The following is an 18,824-nucleotide window of genomic DNA, read 5'->3' on the forward strand; positions in this document are numbered from 1 at the left end:
TGAGTTAGGCAGCAGAAGGGCCTTGGCAAGTCCCGCCTAGAAACTGTTCCGTTCGTGATAGGTGCGCAGGAAGGACTGGATGCGCGGATCCGCGGGCTGGTGCAGGATGCGGTCGGGGGTGTCGACGCCAACCAGCTCGCCCTTTTCCATGAAGGCGACCCGGTCCGCGACATGGGCGGCAAAGCCCATCTCGTGGGTGACGACGACCATGGTCATCCCTTCGTTCGCCAGCGCCTTCATGACATTCAGCACTTCGCCGACAAGCTCGGGGTCCAGCGCGCTGGTCGGCTCGTCGAACAGCATCAACTGCGGTTCCATCGCGATGGCGCGGGCAATGGCGACGCGTTGCTGCTGGCCGCCGGACAGGCGCGAGGGGTGGTTGTCCATCTTGTCGCCAAGGCCGACCTTGGTCAGCGCCTCGGCGGCGCGGCTATGGGCATCGGTCTTCGACAGGCCACGCACGCGGATCAACCCCTCGGCGACATTCTCGCGCGCGGTCATATGCGGCCACAGGTTGAACTGCTGGAACACCATGCCGATGGACCGGCGCATCTCGCGCAGGCGGCGGCCCGACATCTTCTTGCCGGGCGCGTCATAGCCGATCAGCTTGCCGTCGATGCGGATTTCACCGCCATCATATTCCTCGAGGAAGTTGATGCAGCGCAGAAGCGTGGACTTGCCCGAGCCGGATGGCCCGATCAGGCAGGTGACCTTGCCCGGCTGGATGTCCAGGCTGACATCCTTCAGCGCGTGGAAGGGGCCATAGAACTTGTTGACCTTGCGGATCTCGACGGCAGAAGCCTGCATCGCTCAGGTCCTTTCGATCAGATGTTTGCTGATGCGCGTCTCAAGCCGGCGGCCAAGACGCGAGATGGTTTCGACCAGAACCCAGAAGAACAGCGCCAGGACGAGGTTGGCCTCGAGATAGCGGAAGGTTTCGGCCGACATGCGGTTCACCTGATACATCAGCTCGGGCACGGTGATGATGGACAGGATCACGGTTTCCTTGGTCAGGATGATCGAGAAGTTGATCAGCGCCGGCAGCGCGGAAACCAGACCAAGCGGCAGCAGGATGCGCCGCACGATCGAAAGCTCGGTCATGCCGATGGCGCGGGCGGCCTCGATCTGGCCATGCGGCACCGCACGGAACCCCGAGCGGAAGATCTCGGCGAAATATGGGCTGCCGTAAAGGGTCAGGCCCAGCAGGCCCGCGGGCAGCGCATCAAGCCGCAGCCCGATCAGGGGACCGCCGTAATACAGCACGAACAGCTGCACCAGAAAGGGCGTGCCGCGGATGATCTCGATATAGGCCTGGATGATCCAGCGCACCCAGCGCGGGGCATAGCGCTGGACCAGCGCGATCAGCAGACCCAGCCCCATGCCGAAGATGGTGCCAAGGATCCAGCATAGGATGGTGATGCCAAAGCCCCTGAGGAGCGCAGGGCCGTATTGCTGAAAGATGCTGAAATCCATCAAACGGCCGTCCTGTGTTCGAGATAGCGGCCCAGTGCCGCAAGGCACAGGTTGATCGCCAGATAGATGATGGCCGCGGCGATATAGACCTCCAGCGGGCGGAAGGTCGTCGCGGCCTGCGCCTGGCTTGCGCGCGTGATTTCAAGGATGCCGACGACCGAGACCAGCGAGGATGCCTTGACCAGCAGGATCAGTTCGTTGACCAGCGCCGGCAGCGACATGCTGAAGGCTTGCGGCAGGATCACACGGGTCCAGACGTCGCGCGGCCCCATGCCGATCGCGGTGGCCGCTTCGGCCTGGCCCTTGGGCAGCGCCGCGATGGCACCCCGCCAGATTTCCGAGATATAGGCCGAGGCGCAGATGCCGACGCAGATCACGGCCGCCGCGATCGGCGGGATGTCGATGCCGATCACCGGCAGCGTATAGTAGAAAACCAGAAGCTGCACGAGCAGCGGCACGCCGCGCAGGAAGCTGACCCAGACCGACGCGAAGCGGCGCAGAAGGCCATAGGGCGACAGGCGTGCGGCACAGATCAACGTCCCGATCACCAGCCCCAGCACGATCCCCAGGACCGAGATCAGCAGCGTATAACGCGCCGCCCAGACGAGCGGCCAGAAACTTTCAAGAAAGACCGGGATGGAAAACATGCACGTCTCACCTTGGCCCAGAAAGACGGGCGGAGGAATGGATCCCTCCGCCCGCTGACAGGCTTACTTCGTCGGAACTTCGCGGGGCAGCTCGGTATAGGAACCCAGCCACTTTTCCTGGATCGCCTTGACGCGGCCGTCATCCGTCATCTTCAGCAGGGCGTCGTTGATCGCCTTGGCAAACGAGTCGGAATCCGCATCCTTGCGCAGCACCCACGAGAAGTACTTCGGCTCGCCGAACTTCGCCGGCTCGAACAGCGCGAAGGATTCGGGGCGGTTCTTGACCAGGTAGGTCAGGTTCGGCAGCGAACCCGCGACCGCATCCAGACGGCCCGCGGCGAGGTCGGCATAGGCCTCGTCGGTGGTGCCGTATTCCTTGATCGTCACGCCGCCCAGGCTCGCGCCATAGGCTTCAAGCTGCTTGAACTGCGCGGTGCCCTGCTGGACGCCGACGGTCTTGCCCTTGATGTCCTCGGGCTTGGCCAAGTCGCTGTTGGCGGCCTTGACCAGCGCAACGGTGGCATCGGCGATCGGCAGGGTGAACGTGTAACGCTCAAGCCGTTCGGGCGTGATGGTCACGGGGGCGATCACGATATCGAACTTCTTGACCTCAAGGCCCGGCAGCTCGGCTGTCCAGGGAATGTCCTGATAGACCGGTTCGACGCCGATTTCCTTCGACACTTCGTCGAACAGGTCCTTGGTCATCCCTTCATAGGTGCCGTTGTTCAGCATGTCGAAGGGCGTGTAGTGCATGTCGGTCGCAGTAACGATCTTGCCCGCCGCCTTGATGTCGGCCAGCTGGTCGGCCGAGGCCGCCGTGCCCGCGCCAAGCGCGATCAGGCTGACAAGCGCGGCCCGCAGGGTCATGTTGAAACTCATGTCTTTCTCCTTGTTGGTCGGGTGATGGGGGCGACGGCGGTTCGTTGCGTCGTCGTCCCCCTTGGATCAGAGAATGCCGGGCAGATTCAAGCCATGCTCACGCGCGCAATCCTGCGCGATGTCATAACCTGCATCCGCATGACGCATCACGCCCGTCGCCGGGTCGTTCCACAGCACGCGGGCAATGCGCCGGTCGGCATCTTCGCTGCCATCGCAGCAGATGACCATGCCCGAATGCTGGCTGAAGCCCATGCCGACACCACCGCCGTGATGCAGGGACACCCAGGTCGCGCCCGATGCTGTGTTCAGCAGCGCGTTCAGCAATGGCCAGTCGGACACAGCGTCCGAGCCGTCCATCATCGCCTCGGTTTCCCGGTTGGGCGAGGCGACTGAACCCGAGTCCAGATGGTCGCGGCCGATCACGACCGGGGCCTTCAGTTCGCCATTGCGCACCATTTCGTTGATGGCCAGACCCGCGCGGTGGCGATCCCCCAGACCGATCCACATGATCCGCGCCGGCAGGCCCTGGAACGCGATGCGTTCCTGCGCCATGTCCAGCCAGTTGTGCAGATGGTGGTTGTCCGGGAACAGTTCCTTCATCTTGGCGTCGGTTTTGTAGATATCCTCGGGGTCGCCCGACAGGGCGGCCCAGCGGAACGGCCCGACACCACGGCAGAACAGCGGGCGGATATAGGCGGGCACGAAACCGGGGAAGGCAAAGGCGCGTTCGAAGCCCTCTTCCAGCGCCATTTGGCGGATGTTGTTGCCATAATCGACGGTCGGGATGCCGGCATCGGCAAAGGCGACCATCGCCTCGACCTGAACGCGCATGGAGGCGCGAGCGGCCTTTGCGACGCCTTTCGGGTCGCTTTCCTGTTTCGCGCGCCATTCCGCAACGGTCCAGCCGATCGGCAGGTAGCCATGGACCGGGTCATGCGCGCTGGTCTGGTCGGTAACGATGTCGGGTCGAACGCCACGCTTGACCAGTTCCGGGAAGACCTCGGCGGCGTTGCCGATCAGGGCCACGGACTTTGCCTCGCCCGCCTTGGTCCAGCGGTCGATCATCGCCAGCGCCTCGTCCAGGTCGTGGGTCTTTTCATCGACATAGCGGGTGCGCAGACGGAAATCGGCGCGGGTCTCGTCGCATTCGACGGCCAGACAGCAGGCCCCGGCCATGACGGCGGCCAGCGGCTGCGCGCCGCCCATGCCGCCAAGGCCGCCCGTCAGCACCCATTTGCCTTTCAGGTTGCCGTCATAGTGCTGGCGCCCTGCCTCGACAAAGGTCTCGTAGGTGCCCTGAACGATGCCCTGCGTACCGATATAGATCCACGAACCGGCGGTCATCTGGCCGTACATGGCCAGGCCCTTCTTATCCAGCTCGTTGAAATGGTCCCAGTTCGCCCAGTGCGGCACCAGGTTCGAGTTCGCGATCAGCACGCGCGGCGCGTCCTTGTGGGTGCGGAAGACACCGACCGGCTTGCCGGATTGGACGAGCAGGGTCTCGTCCTCTTCCAGCTTGCGCAGGCTGTCGACGATCAGGTCGAAATCCTTCCAGGTGCGCGCGGCACGGCCGATGCCGCCATAGACGACCAGCTCATGCGGGTTCTCGGCCACGTCGGGATGCAGGTTGTTCATCAGCATCCGCAGCGGTGCCTCGGTCAGCCAGCTTTTCGCGGTGATCTCGGTTCCGGTCGCGGGATAGATGTCGCGGGTGTTGTGACGGGGGTTGTCCATGTCATGCCTACTCGGTCAGGCCAGCATATTGCCGGAAATGATGATGCGTTGAATTTCCGACGACCCTTCGTAGATGCGCATGATGCGCAGGTCGCGGTTGATGCGTTCGATGGGGAAGTCGCGGGTATAGCCATAGCCGCCCAGCAATTGCAGCGCGGTGTCGGCGATCTTGCCCGCCGCCTCGGAGGCGGCAAGCTTGGCCATCGACGAAGCGAGCGAAAAGCGCCCGCCGCCATGATGAGCCGCCTGACGCTGGCGCGCCGCGTCCTGAGACAGCAGCAGCGCCTGACGATAGGCCAGCCCCATATCCGCGATCATCCACCGGATGCCCTGTCGGTCGCTGAGAAGCTGGCCACCGATGACGCGGTCCTTGGCATAGCCGATCGCGGCCTTCATCGCGGCTTCGGCAAGGCCGAGGCATTGGGCCGCGACCTCGATCCGGCCATTGTCCAGCACCTGCATGGCGGTGCGGAAACCCTTGCCCTCTTCGCCCAGCAGCGCGTCGCCAGGAAGGTGGCAGTCGATGTTCAGGGTGAAGACATGGCCGCCCTTCAGCCCCATCGTCCGCTCGGGCGCGCCCGGCTCCAGCCCCGGCGTCCCTTTCGGGAGGATGAAGGCCGAGATGCCGCGATGGCCCTTGTCGGGATCGGTCACGGCATAGACGACGATGAAATCCGCCACCCCGCCATTCGAGATGAAGCATTTCGTGCCCTTCAGATGCCAGCCTTCCGGCGTGCGGCGCGCGCGGGTCTTCATGTCGGCGGGATCGGAACCGGCGGTCGGCTCGGTCAGGGCGAAGGCCCCCAATGCCTCGCCACTGGCCGCGCGGGGCAGCCATTCCTGCTTCTGCGCCTCGGTTCCGCCCAGCAGGATCGAGTCGGTCGCAAGGTAATGCGCCGTCAGGGCCGAGGCGGTCGACCCGCAGGCCCCCGCGACAATCGCCACCGCACGCAACAGGGCCGGGGCAGAAATGCCGCTGCCGCCATATTCCTCGGGCAGGTTCGCCCCAAGCATCCCGGCCTCGGCCAGCGTGACCAGTTGCGCATGGACAAAGGTCGAGTTTTCGTCGGTCTCGGCAGCCTTGGGCGCGATCTGTTCGGCACAGATCCGTTCCAGCATGTCGCTGAACAGCCGCTCCTCCTCGGCCAGCATGTGCCAGTCGTCGTTCATGCCATCTCCTCCAGTCCAAGATCGCGCAGGATCGCCGCGCGGTCGCCGCCCAACGCCGGGGACGAATGTGCCGCGACGGGCTTTTCGCCGTCGAAGCGCACCGGCTGGCCGATGGTCGGCGCCATGCCCAGCAGATGATGCGGCAGGCTGCTGACCAGCCCCCGCGCCAGCGCGTGTTTGTTCCCGGCTGCCCGCGCGATGTCCCAGATCGGCGCAGCTGGCAGGCCCGCCCCGGCCAGCGCCGAGACAGCCTCTTCCGTCGACAGGGTGCGCGACCAGTTCTCGATCAGCGCCTTCAGCGCGGATTCATGTGTCGTGCGGCTTTCGTCACTGGCAAAACGCGGATCCGACGCTGCCTCGGGCGCGCCGATCAGCGTTGCAAGCGTCGCGAACTGGCGCGCGTTCAGCACCGCGATGACCACCTGTCCGTCGCGGGTCGCGAAGCAGCCGAAGGGCGTCGACAGCGGATGACGGTTTCCGACGCGCTGCGGCAACTGGCCCGCATAAAGATGCAGCGCGTGGCTGGTCGTCAGCATCGAGAACAGCGCGTCATACATCGCGACATCCAGCACCGCCCCTTGCCCGGTCCGGTCGCGCTGGACCAGGGCGGCCATGATCGACCAGCTTGCGAACAGGCCCGCGATCAGGTCGGCGATGCTTTCGCCGGTCTTCAGCGGCTGGCCACCCTCTTCGCCGGTCCCAGCCATCAGCCCGGACATGGCCTGCACCACCAGATCATAGGCCGGCAGGTCGCGGAACGGCCCCTCCTGCCCGAAACCCGAGATCGAGCAATAGACAAGGCGCGGGTTTGCCGCGCTCAGCGCCTTTGGCCCCAGACCCAGCCGCTCGGCCACGCCGGGACGGAAATTCTCGACCACCACGTCGACGCGGGCGGCCATGGCCTGCGCCAGTTCCAGATCAGCAGGATCCTTCAGGTCCAGCGCGATGCTTTGCTTGCCGCGATTGTTCAAAGTGAACAGCGCGCTTTCGCCGTCCTTGAAAGGGCCGATATGGCGATAGTCGTCGCCTTGCGGCGGCTCCAGCTTGATGATCTCGGCCCCCAGATCGGCCAGAAGGGCCGTGCAATACGGCCCCGCCAGCACGCGGGACAGGTCGAGGACGCGGATGCCCGAAAGCGGCTTCATGCGCGCAACTCCGGCGCAAGTGCCGCGAGGCGTTCAAGGACCGCCTTCAGCGTGACGCGCAGCACCTCGGCCTTGGCCTCGTCATAGGCAAAGGGCGGCGTTTCCGTAGCGAGATGGCTGGATTGCGCCAGCTCCATCTGGATCGCGTGGACGCCAGTGCCGGGCTGTCCGTAATGGCGCGTCGTCCAGCCGCCCTTGAAGCGCCCGTTCAGCACATGGGTCCGCCCGGTCGCGGCGCAGGTGTCGAAGACAGATTTCTCGATCCGCGGATCGCAGGCTGCACCGCTGTTCGTGCCGATGTTGAAGTCGGGCAGCGTGCCTTCGAACAGGAACGGGATATGGCTGCGGATCGAGTGGCAATCATAAAGGATTGCCACGCCATGCCTTGCCCGCACCCGCTGGATCTGCGCGTCAAGCGCGGCGTGATAGGGGGCGTGGAAACGCGCCTTGCGGTCCGCGATCTCTTCGGCCGTGGGTTCCTCGGTCCAGATCGGGTCGCCGTCGAAATCGGTGACCGGGACCAGCCCGGTGGTGTTCTGGCCGGGGTAAAGGCTTGCATCGTCCGGCCCGCGATTTGCGTCGATGACATAGCGGTGAAAACTCGCCCGCACCGTGGTCACGCCGGGCAGCAGCCCGTCGTAAAGTCGCTCGATATGCCAGTCGGTATCGGCCAGCACCTGCCCGCGCGGGTTCAGCCTTGCCCGGACATCCTCGGGAAGCCACGTCCCGGTATGGGGCAGGCCAAGGATGACGGGGCCTTCCCCCTCGTGAATTTCGACGGGGTTCACAGCGCCACCTCGGCCAGCAGGTCGGCAGAGAGGGTCCCGGTCAGCACGCCGTCGCGGACAAGTCGCGCGGCCTCGGCAAGATCGGGGGCCATGTAGCGGTCCTGATCCAGCGCGGGCACGGTTTCGCGCAGCTTTGCGATCACCGCCTGCAAGGGGCCCGAGGTCGCCAGCGGCGCCCGGAACTCGACCCCCGCCGCAGCGCAAAGCGCCTCGATCCCCAGAATATGGGCCAGGTTCGCGTTCATGCGCTTCAACCGGCGCGCGCCATGCGCGGCCATGCTGACGTGATCCTCCTGATTGGCCGAAGTCGGGGTCGAGTCGGTCGAGCAGGGATTCGCCAGATGCTTGTTCTCGCTCATCAGCGCGGCGCTGGTGACTTCGGCGATCATCAGGCCGGAATTCAGGCCCGGATCGGGGGTCAGGAAGGGGGGCAGATCATGGGACAGCGCCGGGTCCACCATCAGCGCGATGCGCCGTTGCGAGATAGCGCCGATCTCGGCGATGGCCAGCGCGATCTGGTCGGCGGCAAATGCCACCGGCTCGGCATGGAAGTTCCCGCCCGAGACGATCAGGTCGGCGCTGGTCAGCACCAGCGGGTTGTCGGTCGCGGCATTCGCCTCGATCTCCAGCGTGCGGGCGACCTGCCAGAGCAGGTCGATGCAGGCGCCGGTGACCTGCGGCTGGCAGCGGATGCAATAGGGATCCTGCACGCGGGTATCGCCCTCGCGGTGGCTTTCGCGGATCTCTGACCCCTCCATCAGCGCCCGGATGGCGCGGGCGGCGACGATCTGGCCGCGATGGCCGCGCAGCGTGTGGATCTCTTCAAGGAAGGGTGCGGTCGAACCCATGATCGCATCGGTCGACAGCGCCGAGGTGACCAGCGCCGCGCGCGCCGCCGCAAGGGCGTCGAACAGCCCGGCCAGCGCGAAGGCGGTCGAGGCCTGCGTGCCGTTGATCAGCGCCAGGCCCTCTTTCGCGGCCAGCACGACCGGCTTCAGGCCAGCGGCAGCCAGCGCCTCGGCCCCCGAGGTTTCGCGCCCGTCAAAGGTGGCGCGCCCCTCGCCCAGCATGGCGGCGGCCATATGCGCCAGCGGCGCAAGGTCGCCCGACGCACCGACCGACCCTTGCGAGGGGATCACGGGCAGGACGCCGCGGGACAGCATGTCCTCGATCAGCTGGATGACCTCGGGGCGCACGCCCGAGGCGCCGCGGCCCAGCGACAAGAGCTTCAGGACCATGATCAGGCTCACGGTTTCCGGTTCGACCGGCTCGCCCACGCCGCAGCAATGCGACAGGATCAGGTTGCGCTGCAGTGTCGCTGTATCCTCGGACCGGATCTTGATCGAGGCGAGCTTGCCGAAGCCGGTATTCACGCCATAGACCGGGACCGCGCCGTTCGCGGCAGCCTCGATCCGCGCGGCGGACGCGGCGATGCCGGGCCGAGCGCTGTCGGCCAGCCGGACGGCAAGTCCTTGGCGCCACACCTTTTCAAGCTGGACCAGCGTGGTGTCACCGGGGGTCAGGATCAGTTCAGACAAGTTCGCCTCCGACAAAGCGGGTATGAAGGGGATTGAAGCCGATGCGATAGGTCAGCTCGGCCGGGTGCTGGATGTCCCAGACAGCAAGATCGGCGCGCAGGCCGGGTGCAATCACGCCACGATCCGACAGGCCCAGCGCCGCTGCGGCATGGCGCGTCACGCCGGTCAGGCATTCGGTGGGCGTCATGCGGAACAGCGTCGCCCCCATGTTCATCGTCAGCAGCAGCGAGGTCATGGGCGAGGTGCCGGGGTTGCAATCGGTCGCCAGAGCGATCCTGACGCCGGCATCGCGCAGCGCCTGCATCGGCGGATATTGCGTTTCGCGCAGGGTATAGAAGGCGCCGGGCAGCAGCACCGCGACGGTGCCCGAGACGGCCATCGCGTCGATTCCGTCCTGCCCCAGCCATTCCAGGTGATCCGCGGACAACGCGCCATGCTGCGCCGCCATCGCCGCGCCGCCCAGATCGGACAACTGCTCGGCATGCAGCTTGACCGGCAGGCCAAGGCGCGCAGCGTGGTCAAAGATCCCCGCCATCTCATCACGGGAAAAGGCGATGCCCTCGCAGAAACCATCGACAGCGTCGATCAGCCCCTCGGCATGGCCCCGCTCCATCCCGGCGATCACGACATCGCGGATATAACCTGCGCGGTCGTCCTTGTATTCCGGCGGCAGGGCATGGGCGGCCAGCCAGGTGGTGCGCACGGTCACCTTGCGCAGCTCTCCGATCCGGCGCGCGACGCGCAGCATCTTCAACTCACTTTCGACATCCAGCCCATAGCCCGACTTGATCTCGATCGTGGTGACGCCTTCGACCAGCAGCGTGTCGACGCGCGGCAGGGCCGAGGCCAGCAGCGCCTGTTCGTCCGCTTCCCGCGTCGCGCGGACGCTGGACAGGATGCCACCGCCAGCCCGCGCGATCTGTTCATAGCTAGCGCCTTCCAGCCGCATCTCGAATTCGCGCGCCCGGTCGCCGCCAAAGACGATGTGGGTATGGCAATCGACCAGCCCCGGTGTGACCAGCCGCCCGCCAAGATCATGGCGGGGAAGCGTGGTATATTCCGCGGGCAGCGCCGCTTCCTGCCCGACCCAGATGATTCGTCCGCCCCCAAGGACTGCGGCGCCCTGTTCGATCAGGCCGTAACCGCCTGATTCAGCGTCCATGGTGGCAAATCTTCCGTGGGTGAGAAGCAGCATGCCGAAGCTCCCGCATTGATTTCTTGCTTTGCTTATGTCTAAACTTAATTATACTCTATGTCTAAACTTATTTTGGCGAAAAGAAGGGCAACGACATGGCGCGGATCTGGGCTGAGCGGGCCTTGCTGCCCGAGGGCTGGGCAGAAAACGTATCGGTGACGATCGAACAGGGCCGCATTGCCGCGGTCGAACCCGGCACCGCCCCCACCGGGCATCGGGTCGGCCTGCTGCTTCCGGCGCTTGCGAACCTGCACAGCCACGCCTTTCAGCGCGCCATGGCGGGCCTCAGCGAGGCGAAGGGGCCGGAACCGCGCGACACTTTCTGGACATGGCGGCAGATCATGTACCGCTTCCTTGACCATCTGACGCCCGAGGATGTCGAGGCGATCGCGGCCCTCGTCCAGATGGAGATGCTGGAGGCGGGTTATGCCACCAATGTCGAGTTCCATTACCTGCACCACCGGCCGGGCGGCGGGCATTACGACAACATCGCCGAGATGTCCGAACGCGTCGCCGCCGCCGCAAGCCGCACCGGAATCGGCCTGACCTTGCTGCCGGTGCACTACCAGTTCGGCGGCGTCGACCGCCGCGCCTTGACGCCCGGCCAGAATCGCTTCGGCACCAATCCCGACGAGTTCCGGCGGCTGCTGGACGGGGCCGAACGCGCGCTGGCCGCGCTGCCCCCGGATGCCGGGATCGGGGTTGCCCCCCATTCGCTGCGCGCCGTCTCGCCCGAGGGCTTGCGCCTGTGCGAAAGCCTGCGCCCGGATCGCCCGCTGCACATGCACCTGGCTGAGCAGATCCCCGAGATCGAGGAGATCAGCGCTGCCTATGGCCTGCGCCCGGTCGAATGGCTACTTGAGAACCATCGCCCCGACCGGCGCTGGACGTTGATCCACCTGACGCACATGACCGAGGACGAGACCCGCCGCCTTGCCGCGACCGGCGCCGTCGCGGGTCTGTGCCCGATCACCGAATCATCCCTTGGCGACGGCATCTTCAACGGCACCATCTGGGCCGAAGCAGGCGGGCGGCTGGGTTTCGGCTCGGACAGCAATATCCGCATCTCGCTGGTCGAAGAGCTGCGCACCCTTGAATACAGCCAGCGCCTGCGCGACCGCGGCCGGGCGATCCTGGCCACGCCGGACCGCTCGACAGGGCGCGTCATCTATCAGGCCGGACTTGACGGCGGGGCGACGGCGGCGGGCCGGGAAACCGGCGCGATCCGCGCGGGGCTTTGGGCGGATCTTTGCGCCGTGGACCTGAAGAATCCGGTGATGTTCGGCCGCGACGAAGACCAGATGCTGGACAGCCTGATCTTTGCCGGGCACGACGGGCTTGTCAGCGACGTCTGGTCCGCAGGCCGCCACATGGTCCAAGGTGGCCGCCACCTTGAGCGTGACGCGATCATGGCCGAATATCTGGCAGCCATTTCCCGTGTGCAGGAGCGCATGTGAACGACCGCCCCGCCCCCTCGTCCTCGAAAGCACAGGCCATCGTGGCCGAGGTCCGGCGGCGCATCGTCGATCGCGAATGGCGCCAGGGCGACCGCATCCCGGACGAGGCCGCGCTGGCCATCGAGTTCGGCGTCGCCCGTGCCACTGTGAACAAAGCCCTGCAAATGCTGGCAGATGAGGGGCTTCTGGACCGCAAGCGCCGGGCGGGCACGCGTGTCACCGTGAACCCCGCGCGCAAGGCGACGCTGACCATCCCGATCGTGCGCGAGCAGATCGAGGGTGCGGGCATGATCTATCACCACCGCATCGTCTCGCAAAAGACAGCGCCGGCGCCGGACGAGGTGGCCCAGCGGATGGACCTGCCCCCCGGCCGGATGCTGATCCATCTGCAGACCGTTCATTACGGCGACGCCAAGCCCTTCCAGGTCGAGGATCGGTGGATCAACCCCGTCGCCGCCCCCGGCGTCGAACTGGTCGATTTCCAGCGAATCAACCCCAATGAATGGCTCGTGCGCAACTTTCCCTGGCTGCGGGCCGATATCGAGTTCCGGGCCGAGAATGCCGACGCGCGCGACGCCCGGCTGCTCGATACCCGGCAGGGAACGGCGCTTCTGATCCTGCAACGGACCACCTGGAACGACCTTGGCGCGATCACCGCGGTGCGTCTTGCGTTCCGTCCCGGCTATTCCCTGACGGCCAGCCCCTAGTGCGGCTTCACTTTTTGCGGCCCTTTGGCTAATAGGCTTCCCAATCCCAAAAAGGAAAAGCCATGGCCAGCGCCAATCTCAACATCATGATCAAGGCCGCGCGCAAGGCGGGCCGCAGTCTCGTCAAGGACTTCCGCGAGGTCGAAAACCTTCAGGTCAGCGTCAAGGGCGCGGGCGATTTCGTGACCCGTGCCGACCGCGAGGCCGAACGGATCATCAAGGAAGACCTGCGCGGCGCGCGTCCGAACTATGGCTGGATCGGCGAAGAGACCGGCGAAGAGGCGGGCGAGGATCCCACCCGCCGCTGGATCGTCGACCCGCTGGATGGCACCACCAACTTCCTGCACGGCCTGCCGCACTGGGCCGTCTCGATCGCGTTGGAGTATAAGGGCGAAATCGTCGCGGCCGTGGTCTATGACGCCGCCAAGGACGAGATGTTCACCGCCGAAAAGGGCGATGGCGCCTTCCTGAACGACCGCCGCATCCGCGTCTCGGGCCGCCGCCAGATGATCGAATCGATCTTTGCGACCGGCGTGCCTTTCGGTGGGCGTGGCACCCTGCCAGCGACCATCCGTGACCTTAGCCGGCTGATGCCGGTCACTGCTGGCGTGCGCCGCTGGGGCGCAGCATCGCTTGACCTTGCCTATGTCGCCACGGGCCGCTTCGACGGCTACTGGGAACGCGGCATCAAGTCCTGGGACATCGCCGCGGGCATCCTGCTGGTGAAAGAGGCGGGTGGCTTCGTCGAATCGATCCGTTCCGAGGACAACCCGGTCGAATCCGGCTCGATCATCGCAGGCAATGCACAGTTGTTCGAGCCCTTCGCGGAAATCATCCGCAGCCGCGACTGAGCCGGTTGACCTTTGCCCCAAGCGGGCGCATGGCTGCCATACCACAGGAAAGCCGCCATGACCAAGAACAGCCAGACGGGGCCTGCTTTGGCCCCGCCCGCCATGCCCAGTGCTGCCACGGCTGAAGACCGCCAGGGCAAGGCGATCCTGATGATCTGCGCCTCCGCCCTGATCTTTGCGGCGCAGGACGGGATCTCGCGCTATCTGGGCACGGCCTATCCCCCGACATTCATCATCATGCTGCGCTACTGGTTCTTCGTGGCCTTCGTGCTGGTGCTTTGCGCCCGCGCGCCCGGCGGCATCCGGGCCGCGATGCGGACCCGGCGGCCGGTGACGCAGATCTTTCGCGGCGTCCTGCTGGCGCTCGAAGTCGTGGTCACGGTCGAGGCCTTCGTCCGCCTTGGCCTGATCAACACCCATGCGGTTTTCGCCTGCTACCCGCTGCTGATTTCGGCCCTGTCCGGCCCGATCCTTGGCGAGAAGGTCGGCTGGCGGCGCTGGGTCGCGGTCGGGGTCGGGTTCGCGGGCATCCTCGTCGTGCTGAAACCCGGAAGTGGGGTCTTCACGGCCGAGGCCGCCCTGCCCTTCCTTGCCGCCGGTATGTTCGCGCTTTACGGCCTTCTGACGCGGCTCGTGGCGCGCGACGATGGCGCGATGGTCAGCTTTTTCTGGACCGCGGTGGGCGGCGCCGCAGCGATGACGGTGATCGGCATCGGGGATTGGCAGCCGATTGCGCGCGCCGACCTGCCCTGGCTGCTGATCCTATGCTTCTGTGGCGCGGTCGGGCACATGCTGCTGATCAAGGCCTATGAATTCGCCGAGGCTTCGGCCCTGCAGCCCTTTTCCTATACTCAGCTGGTCTGGGTCAGCATCTTCGGCGTCGTGATCTTCGGCGAAACGCTGGCTCCGAACGTCGCCATCGGCGCGGCCATCGTGGTCGGCGCGGGGCTGTTTACCTGGTGGCGGTCTCGGCTGCGGGAGAAGGCAGCGCGGGGCTGATTGCCGCGCCAGCGGGCAGGCTTGCGGCGGCGCTTGCCTCTTCGATGACAAGCGCGGGGCGGACCACCTCGGCCAGAACCCCGCCTGCCCCCATGAAGGCCAGCGCGCGCGCCGACATCGGCGGGCGACTGGAGAACGCCAGCCGGATCGGCGGCTGTGGCGGCACGGGCATCATGCCGCCCCCGGTCAGGTCGAAGGTCGGCACGATCGGCGCGGGGTGGCCCATGATCCGCGCGCGATAGATCGGCAGCGCCTCGGCCACGCGCATGACATAGTTGCGGGTTTCATCCAGCGGGATCATCTCGACCCAGTCGACGGGATTGGCCGATCTGCGCAGGTCGCCGAAATCATCAAGCCAGCGCGCCGGGCGCCCCGGCCCGGCATTATAGCCCGAGCTGACCAGCGCGATCGAGATCCCGAAACGTTCCCGCAAACCCGCCAGATAGGCCGAGCCGAGGCGCGCATTATAGGCCCCGTCCTGTGTCAGGCGGCCCTGCTCGAATGGCTCGCCGACCTTGCGAGCCATCGCGCGGGCCGTTTCGGGCATGACCTGCATCAGCCCCAGCGCACCGGCATGGGACGAAACCGTGTGGTTGAATTCGCTTTCACGCCGGGCAATCGCCATCACCAGTTCCGGCGGCAGGCCGAATGTGGTCTTTTCCAGACCCGTCAGCGGAAAATAGGCCGCGGGATAGATGACGCCCTTGGCCGCCGCCGCCTTCGCCAGTCGCAGGGCATACCAGGGACGACGCACCTCAAGCATCAGCCGGGCCATGCGCCCGATATCCTCGGGGTCGGCCGTCTCGGCCAGATGCAGGAAGAAGCGCCCCGCCTGATCGGTATCCCCAGCCGCCAGCAGCCAGACGCCCGCCTGCCAGACCGGGTCAAAGCGCAGCTTGCTGCCCCGCCAGTCGGGCAGGCTGTCTGCGGCCAGTCCCGGCTGCGCCAGCGCGGGCTGCATCGGCTGGCCCAGCTTTTCGGCGGCAAGCTGCCCGTAATAGGCGGTCTGCCAGGTCGCGGCATGGCCATAGGCTGCCCGCGCCTCGTCCGTCCGCCCAGCAGCCTCATGGCTGCGGCCCTGCCAATAGAATGCGCGGGCCAGTGAAATCGGGCTGGTCACGCCCGCTTCAAGTCGTTTGAAATGCCCCAGCGCGCGGTCGAATGCGCCCTGTTTCAGCGCCGCATATCCCGCGATCCATTCCAGATCGATGAAGGACTCGTCGCCCTCGGGCAGGAAATGCGGTGCGGCCAGCTTTTCGGCCAACGCCCAGTCGGAACGGCGCAGCGCGGCGCGGGCGTAATCGGCGCGCGCATCAGCCCATGCGGCAGGGTCACGCAGCGCCTCGGCGCTGGTCGAACGCTCGATCATCAGGTCGCGGGCAAGGTCGGGCATCTTCGCGCGCGCGCGCCAGCGGAACCGATCCAATGCCAGTCCGGCATCATCCCGCTGCGGTTCGGGCAGGGCCAGGATCAGCGCATCGACACCAGCCTGTCCGGCCTGCAGCGCGATCCGCGCGCGGCCGACCTCTTGCGCGGGGACTGAAGCCAGGGGCAGCAGCTTCTGCGCCGCGGCCCATTCACCCTGATCCAGCAGGCTGGCCAGCCGGGCATCGTGCAGACCCCTCAGTTCCGCGCCATAGATGGCCACGAAATTCTCGCTATCGGCATCGCTCAACGGCTGGCTGCCCCAGAACCGCGCAAGTTCCGCCGTCGCGGCCGTCTGGTCCGTCGCCTTCAGCGCGGTGATCAGCGCCTTGGCGCCGGCCAGGGTATCGGGCTGGCGGTCGCCGAACCACTCCACGATCTCGGCCGGGGGCAGGTCTGGACGCAGCAGCGCATCGCCCCGTCGATACAGCAGCGCCATTCCGGGCCAGTCGCGATGGGCACGGGCAAAGGCCAGGTATTCGGGCCAGCTTCCCTGCCCCGCCCGCAGCCTTTGCCACTGGATCAGCGCCGTCCCCATGGGACCCGATCGCGCCGCTTCGGTCGCGGCGGTCGTCCAGTCCCGCGCGCCCGACGCCGCCAGGGCCCGCGCGATGGCCTTGGCATCCTCGGCGACAGCCGGGATCGGACCGGCAGCCAGCAGGACTGCCAGCGACCAGACCAGAATCCTGTCGCGCAAAGGATACATCATGGCCCCCTTTGTGCGGGGAAGCGAAGGGCCGCGCAACTCACATCCTTGGCAAGCGGCCCTGCCGGCTGTAAGTCCGACGGATATGCAAACTCAGGATACCGTCATGTTCAAAGGCTCTCTGCCCGCGCTGGTCACGCCATTCACCCCCCAAGGGGAGGTGGATCTCCCTGCGCTGAAGAAGCTGGTCGAGTGGCATATCTCGGAAGGAAGCGACGGTCTGGTGCCCGTCGGCACCACCGGCGAAAGCCCGACTCTGAGCCATGACGAACACCGCCAGGTCGTGGAAGAGGTCGTCCGTGTCTCGGCCGGGCGCATCCCGGTCATCGCGGGCGCTGGCTCGAACTCGACTCGCGAGGCGATCGGGCTGGTCCAGCACGCGCAGGCCGCGGGCGCCGATGCCGCGCTGGTCGTGACCCCCTACTACAACAAGCCGACCCAGATCGGGTTGGTCGCGCATTTCACCGCTCTGCACGACGCGAGCGAGCTGCCGATCATCATCTATAACATCCCCGGCCGCTCGGTCATCGACATGACCCCGGAAACGATGGGCGAACTGGCGAAGCTGCCGCGCATCATCGGCGTCAAGGACGCGACCGGCAAGCTTGAACGCGTGTCGATGCAGCGCGCGACCTGCGGCAAGGATTTCGTCCAGCTTTCGGGCAATGACGACACCGCGCTTGGCTTCAATGCGCATGGCGGGGTCGGCTGCATCTCGGTCACCGCGAACGTGGCACCGAAACTCTGCGCCGAGTTCCAGGCCGCGACCCGCGCGGGCGATTACACCAAGGCGCTGGAATACCAGGATCGCCTGATGCCGCTGCATATCGCGATCTTCATGGAGCCGGGCGTCTCGGGCGCGAAATACGCGATGTCGAAGCTGGGCCTGTGCTCGGACCGCGTGCGCCTGCCGCTGGTCGGCCTGACGGACGAGACGAAGGCAGCGATCGACAGCGCGCTGGCCCATGCCGGCCTGATCTGACGATCGCCCCGAACGCAACCGCGAATGGCCGCCCAAGGGGCGGCCGTTTTCGTTCCGCCCTTAACGTGGCGCGGAATAGACCACCGACCAATAGGCGACGCGGCCATCGGGCGACAGCGCGTGACCGATTCCCATCTCTTTCAGCTGGGGGATGACCGTGTTCGCGCGGTGCTTTTCGGACCGCGCCCATTCGCTCAGCGTGCCGTTCAGATCGAAGATCGAGGATGCGCCGGCAGCGATGTTCTCGGCCGTGATCCGGGGTTTGTAGCCCAGTTGCTTGACCCGCATTCCCGGCCCGGTCGAGGATGTGCCGCGATGCTCCATCACCCCCCGGCTGGCCATGTCACAGGCCTGAAGCTCGGCAGCGCGCTGCAGGCGGGCATTCAGGCGCAGCGCCGGAAGCCCGGCAGCCGCGCGCACCGCGTTGCTGTGGGTCAGCGCCACGCGCGCCTGATCGCGGTCAAGGCTTTGGCATTGTGCCGTCCCCGCGACCGAAACCGGAACCGCGCCGTGCCCGTCGGTCCTGACGATGCCGCGCGGCATCGCCGATTTGGTCGAGACCGCCACGCTCCCCGGTGCCGAAAGCGCTGCCTGCGCGCAGGCCGCCAGCACCGCACAGGCGGCAAGAAGGGTCAGTTTCCCCATGATGCTATCCAGAAATTGCCAAGTCGCGCGAAACTGGCATGACGGCAGCGGTCTGAAAATGGAACCGACGGTATTTTAAGGTTTTTCCAGGCACCGTGCCGGGGTCAGTGACCACGCCCGGCATCTTGATCCGGGTCGTCGAAGGTCGACCATGTCTGGCCCGGCGATGGCTCTGGGATCTCGTCCGGGCGCCAGTTCATGTGCATGTTCGCCTTGGCGATGACATTGCCGGTGACGGGGGCCGTCAGGAACAGGAACAGGGTGATCAGCAGCTCGTGCCAGGTCACGCCCTGCCCCTGCGTCGGGAACCACACCAGCGACGCGATCAGGACCGCCCCCACGCCCAGTGTCGCGGCCTTGGTTGGGGCGTGCAGCCGGGTCATCGGATCAGGCAGCTTGACCAACCCGTAGGAACCGACCAGCCCGAAGAAGCCGCCGATCACCAGCAGTGCCGAGACAAGGATTTCCGCCACAAGCTCCATG

The 18,824-nt window shown here is 66.2% G+C and carries 18 protein-coding genes; 5 read left to right on the forward strand and 13 right to left on the reverse strand.

Annotation, left to right across the window (positions count from 1 at the left end; genetic code table 11):
* Nucleotides 1–36: 36 nt before the first annotated feature.
* From ACO2Q4_RS17540 to hutI, 10 genes are all read right to left on the reverse strand, one after another.
* The gene (locus ACO2Q4_RS17540) at nt 37–807 is read right to left on the reverse strand and encodes an amino acid ABC transporter ATP-binding protein (RefSeq protein ID WP_423320889.1); all 771 of its coding nucleotides are present in this window, start codon (nt 805–807) and stop codon (nt 37–39) included.
* A 3-nt stretch (nt 808–810) separates the two neighbouring features.
* Entirely contained in the window at nt 811–1,473 is a 663-nt protein-coding gene (locus tag ACO2Q4_RS17545) for an amino acid ABC transporter permease (RefSeq protein ID WP_311757594.1), read from the reverse strand.
* Complete coding sequence (locus tag ACO2Q4_RS17550; RefSeq protein ID WP_311757595.1) at nt 1,473–2,120, reverse strand: amino acid ABC transporter permease; 648 nt, start codon at nt 2,118–2,120, stop codon at nt 1,473–1,475. Before ACO2Q4_RS17550 ends, ACO2Q4_RS17545 begins: the two co-directional genes overlap by 1 nt.
* A 63-nt stretch (nt 2,121–2,183) precedes the next feature.
* Nucleotides 2,184–2,999, reverse strand: coding sequence for a transporter substrate-binding domain-containing protein (locus ACO2Q4_RS17555; protein WP_311757596.1), 816 nt, complete (start codon nt 2,997–2,999; stop codon nt 2,184–2,186).
* Nucleotides 3,000–3,065: 66 nt separating this feature from the next.
* Complete coding sequence (hutU, locus tag ACO2Q4_RS17560; protein WP_311757597.1) at nt 3,066–4,733, reverse strand: urocanate hydratase; 1,668 nt, start codon at nt 4,731–4,733, stop codon at nt 3,066–3,068.
* Nucleotides 4,734–4,748: 15 nt separating this feature from the next.
* A complete protein-coding gene (locus ACO2Q4_RS17565) occupies nt 4,749–5,903 on the reverse strand; it encodes an acyl-CoA dehydrogenase family protein (protein WP_423320892.1) in 1,155 nt (384 codons plus the stop codon).
* Nucleotides 5,900–7,048: a CaiB/BaiF CoA transferase family protein gene (locus tag ACO2Q4_RS17570; protein ID WP_423320894.1), complete on the reverse strand. Its 1,149-nt coding sequence runs from the start codon at nt 7,046–7,048 to the stop codon at nt 5,900–5,902. The genes ACO2Q4_RS17565 and ACO2Q4_RS17570 overlap by 4 nt, the downstream gene beginning before the upstream one ends.
* Nucleotides 7,045–7,836 carry an N-formylglutamate deformylase gene (gene hutG / locus ACO2Q4_RS17575; RefSeq protein WP_423320896.1) on the reverse strand — a complete coding sequence of 264 codons (792 nt, stop codon included), beginning with the start codon at nt 7,834–7,836 and terminating at the stop codon, nt 7,045–7,047. The genes ACO2Q4_RS17570 and hutG overlap by 4 nt, the downstream gene beginning before the upstream one ends.
* Nucleotides 7,833–9,374: a histidine ammonia-lyase gene (gene hutH, locus ACO2Q4_RS17580; RefSeq protein ID WP_423320898.1), complete on the reverse strand. Its 1,542-nt coding sequence runs from the start codon at nt 9,372–9,374 to the stop codon at nt 7,833–7,835. The genes hutG and hutH overlap by 4 nt, the downstream gene beginning before the upstream one ends.
* Nucleotides 9,367–10,569 carry an imidazolonepropionase gene (gene hutI, locus ACO2Q4_RS17585; RefSeq protein ID WP_423320900.1) on the reverse strand — a complete coding sequence of 401 codons (1,203 nt, stop codon included), beginning with the start codon at nt 10,567–10,569 and terminating at the stop codon, nt 9,367–9,369. Before hutI ends, hutH begins: the two co-directional genes overlap by 8 nt.
* Nucleotides 10,570–10,664: 95 nt before the next feature.
* Between hutI and ACO2Q4_RS17590 the strand changes: the two genes are divergently transcribed.
* The 4 genes from ACO2Q4_RS17590 (at nt 10,665) to ACO2Q4_RS17605 (ending at nt 14,583) form a co-directional block, all read left to right on the forward strand.
* Complete coding sequence (locus ACO2Q4_RS17590) at nt 10,665–12,026, forward strand: formimidoylglutamate deiminase (protein WP_423320901.1); 1,362 nt, start codon at nt 10,665–10,667, stop codon at nt 12,024–12,026.
* Nucleotides 12,023–12,733, forward strand: a complete 711-nt coding sequence (locus ACO2Q4_RS17595; RefSeq protein WP_423320903.1) for a GntR family transcriptional regulator — start codon at nt 12,023–12,025, stop codon at nt 12,731–12,733. The genes ACO2Q4_RS17590 and ACO2Q4_RS17595 overlap by 4 nt, the downstream gene beginning before the upstream one ends.
* A gap of 62 nt (nt 12,734–12,795) precedes the next feature.
* Nucleotides 12,796–13,584: an inositol monophosphatase family protein gene (locus ACO2Q4_RS17600; protein ID WP_311757605.1), complete on the forward strand. Its 789-nt coding sequence runs from the start codon at nt 12,796–12,798 to the stop codon at nt 13,582–13,584.
* Between the two features lie 57 nt (nt 13,585–13,641).
* A complete protein-coding gene (locus tag ACO2Q4_RS17605) occupies nt 13,642–14,583 on the forward strand; it encodes a DMT family transporter (RefSeq protein ID WP_423320906.1) in 942 nt (313 codons plus the stop codon).
* Here ACO2Q4_RS17605 and ACO2Q4_RS17610 read toward each other — a convergent pair.
* Nucleotides 14,537–16,717, reverse strand: coding sequence for a transglycosylase SLT domain-containing protein (locus tag ACO2Q4_RS17610; RefSeq protein WP_423320908.1), 2,181 nt, complete (start codon nt 16,715–16,717; stop codon nt 14,537–14,539). The two genes, ACO2Q4_RS17605 and ACO2Q4_RS17610, sit on opposite strands and share 47 nt — an antisense overlap.
* A gap of 103 nt (nt 16,718–16,820) precedes the next feature.
* On the opposite strand from ACO2Q4_RS17610, the gene dapA reads away from it, so the two are divergent.
* The gene (dapA, locus tag ACO2Q4_RS17615; RefSeq protein WP_395131266.1) at nt 16,821–17,696 is read left to right on the forward strand and encodes a 4-hydroxy-tetrahydrodipicolinate synthase; all 876 of its coding nucleotides are present in this window, start codon (nt 16,821–16,823) and stop codon (nt 17,694–17,696) included.
* 60 nt (nt 17,697–17,756) lie between these two features.
* Here dapA and ACO2Q4_RS17620 read toward each other — a convergent pair whose 3' ends face one another.
* Together ACO2Q4_RS17620 and ACO2Q4_RS17625 are read right to left on the reverse strand one after the other, a co-directional pair.
* Nucleotides 17,757–18,341: a CAP domain-containing protein gene (locus ACO2Q4_RS17620; RefSeq protein WP_423320910.1), complete on the reverse strand. Its 585-nt coding sequence runs from the start codon at nt 18,339–18,341 to the stop codon at nt 17,757–17,759.
* A 104-nt stretch (nt 18,342–18,445) separates the two neighbouring features.
* Nucleotides 18,446–18,823, reverse strand: coding sequence for a Na+/H+ antiporter subunit G (locus ACO2Q4_RS17625; protein ID WP_423320912.1), 378 nt, complete (start codon nt 18,821–18,823; stop codon nt 18,446–18,448).
* Nucleotide 18,824 lies beyond the last annotated feature (1 nt).

It is taken from the genome of Paracoccus sp. KR1-242 (assembly GCF_049446195.1).
Lineage (GTDB): Bacteria > Pseudomonadota > Alphaproteobacteria > Rhodobacterales > Rhodobacteraceae > Paracoccus > Paracoccus broussonetiae.